The following is a 2,373-nucleotide window of genomic DNA, read 5'->3' as shown; positions in this document are numbered from 1 at the left end:
GGCAGGCGCACCTGCCGCGCGTTCATCCCGCCAGGGAGCGCCAGCTCGCACCAGGTCGTGCGGGCGCCGCCGACGCCGTGCTCGACGCCGACGCGCTCGCCGGGGCCCGCCTTCGGTTCCGGCAGGCCGGGGACGTCGTCGTCGACCTCGACCAGCAGCACCTCGGCGCTCAGCCGCAGCCGCAGCGTCACGAAGGACGGCGCCTTCGGGTTGCCGGCCTCGATCACGGCCTCGACCAGCCGCCGGGCGGCCGCGGTCGTCTGCTCCAGCATGGGCCGCAGGGACCAGTCGGTGAGAATCAGGCGGACGAACAGCTCGGTGACCGGCAGCGCGCTCGGCTGCGCGACGAGCCGGATGTCGTCCATCTGCGAGGTGTGCGCGCTCAACCCTGACCTTCCTCACCCAGGTGCGGCTTCCGCGGGGTGCCGCAACTGCCAACCCGCCCGGGGCGGCACGGTACCGCCCACGTCGAGCGCGGCCGCCGCCGGGTCCCCAGGTGAGCGCCCCAATGTGGCCTTGGTTGCGTCAGACGCACCGAAGGCGGCCTTGGTTGCGTCTGACGCACCGAAGGCCACCTTGGGGCGCTTGGGTCAGACGCGGGCGGGGAGCCAGAGCTCGTCGATCGTGCGCTCCGCCGTCGCCAGGCTCGCGTCGGCCAGCGGGATGAGCTCCGCCATCGCCGGGTTGACGTGGGCCAGCGTCAGCTCCGCGGTGATGAAGCGCGGCTCGAGGCCGGTCAGCGAGACGCCGTGCGGGAGCCACTGCTCAGCGTGGTCCCAGCCTTCGCGCGGCGTGCCTTCGCCGTACCCGCCGCCCCGGGACGCCAGCACGATGAACTCGCGGCCGCCCAGCAGACCCGTCTGGGTCTCGTGGTCGACCGACAGGCCCGGGGCGATCAGGTGGTCGACCCAGGTCTTGACGCTGCTCGGCGCGCCGAAGTTGTACAGCGGCAGGCCCAGCAGGACCGTGTCGGCCGCCTTGATCTCGCCGACCAGCTCGGCGGTCCGCGCCCACGCGGCCGCCTGCTCGGGCGTGTGCTGCTCCGGCGGCACCATGCCGGCCAGGCCGCTCGCGGAGTCGATGTGGGGCAGCGGGTGCGCGCCCAGGTCGCGGTAGGTGACCGTGCCGTCCGGGTGCGCGGCGCGCCACGCCGCCGCGGCCCGCGCGCTGAGCCGGCGGCTCACCGAACGCTCGCCCTGGATGCTCGAGTCGATGTGGAGGAGGTGCGCCATGTCGTTAGCCGTCCGTAGATCGTTGGTGTAAGACAAACCATTAATAGCACACCGACTGTTGAGTCGCCCATATACTGGGCAGATGACGTCGCTGCCGGTCGTGAACCAGCCGCCCCACCGCTGTGGGGCGCTGCTCGGCCAGCTGACGCGGCGGCTGCAGACCCGCAGCGATTCCGTGCTCAAGCCCCTCGGCCTGCGGCCGCGCCACCTGATCGCCCTGACCGTCCTGCGCGACCTGGGCGGCAGCTCGCAGCAGGACCTGGCGAAGACCCTGGAAATGGACAGCACGAACGTCGTCGGGCTGCTCAACGACCTCGAAGCCGAGAACCTGATCGAACGGCGCCGCTCCCCCGTCGACCGGCGCCGGCACGTCGTCGAGCTCACCGACGTCGGCGCGAAGCTGCTCGCCCGTGCCGAGTTCGCGCTCGCCGCGGTCGAGGACGAGGTGTTCCACGCGCTGAGCGCCGACCAGCGCGAACAGCTCTACGAACTGCTCCACCAGGCGACGAACAAGTCCGAGACGCAGGCCTGCACCGAGGGCATCGCGGAGTGCTGAGGCTCAGCCGCCGGCGATGTCCTTCGCCAGCTGCTTGGCCTCCGGCAGGGTGAACTTGCCGCTGATCTGGGTCTCCCCGCCGGTGATCGCGGACTGGACGACCGGCGCGGTCAGGACGCGGCTCTTGAGCACCATCGCGACCTGCTTGCCGATGTTCCGGGCCGTCCAGTCGGCCCACGTCCGCGCGCCCTTGGCGGTGAAGCTGAGGTTGATGACCGAGCTGCCCGTCCGCGGGTCGAGCGCGGCGTCCACCCGGCTCACGTCGGCGCCGCTGAGGAAGCCGGGGCCGAGGACGTACTTCGTGCCCTGCGCGCGGTCGCAGCTGACCAGCGGCAACACCGGGTCGTCACGGCCGTCCAGCGGATCCGGCTTGCCCTGGGCGCAGTCGAACCCCTGCACGGCGGCCTGCTGGGCGGCGGGATCGGTGCTCTGCCGCTCGGCCGCGGGACCGGCCGCCGGCCCCGCTGGCGCCTCGACCAGGACCGGCCGGAACCGCAGCACCGTCCCGTCCTTGACGACGAAGCCGGTGGGCGCGGCGTGCCCGGCGACCTCGGCCGAGCACCCGGTGGCGAGCACGGCGACGGC

4 protein-coding genes are annotated in these 2,373 nt (G+C 72.8%); 1 reads left to right on the top strand and 3 read right to left on the bottom strand.

The features are described 5' to 3' along the window. Both G3I65_RS44395 and G3I65_RS44390 read right to left on the bottom strand, forming a co-directional pair. Positions 1-386: ATP-binding protein (locus G3I65_RS44395; RefSeq protein ID WP_160701428.1), on the bottom strand; the 386-nt coding region annotated here is incomplete at its 3' end. Positions 387-590: 204 nt separating this feature from the next. Then, positions 591-1,232: an FMN-dependent NADH-azoreductase gene (locus G3I65_RS44390; RefSeq protein WP_160701427.1), complete on the bottom strand. Its 642-nt coding sequence runs from the start codon at positions 1,230-1,232 to the stop codon at positions 591-593. 82 nt (positions 1,233-1,314) lie between these two features. Here G3I65_RS44390 and G3I65_RS44385 point away from each other — a divergent pair, with 82 nt between their 5' ends. Beyond that, positions 1,315-1,788, top strand: coding sequence for a MarR family winged helix-turn-helix transcriptional regulator (locus tag G3I65_RS44385; RefSeq protein WP_125313813.1), 474 nt, complete (start codon positions 1,315-1,317; stop codon positions 1,786-1,788). A gap of 3 nt (positions 1,789-1,791) precedes the next feature. On the opposite strand, the gene G3I65_RS44380 is transcribed toward G3I65_RS44385, so the two are convergent. After that, a partial coding sequence (locus G3I65_RS44380; protein WP_160701426.1) for a precorrin-3B C(17)-methyltransferase occupies positions 1,792-2,373 on the bottom strand: 582 nt, incomplete at its 5' end.

Source organism: Amycolatopsis sp. SID8362 (genome assembly GCF_010550475.1).
GTDB lineage: Bacteria > Actinomycetota > Actinomycetes > Mycobacteriales > Pseudonocardiaceae > Amycolatopsis > Amycolatopsis eburnea.
This window is presented reverse-complemented; position numbering and strand designations above follow the sequence as displayed.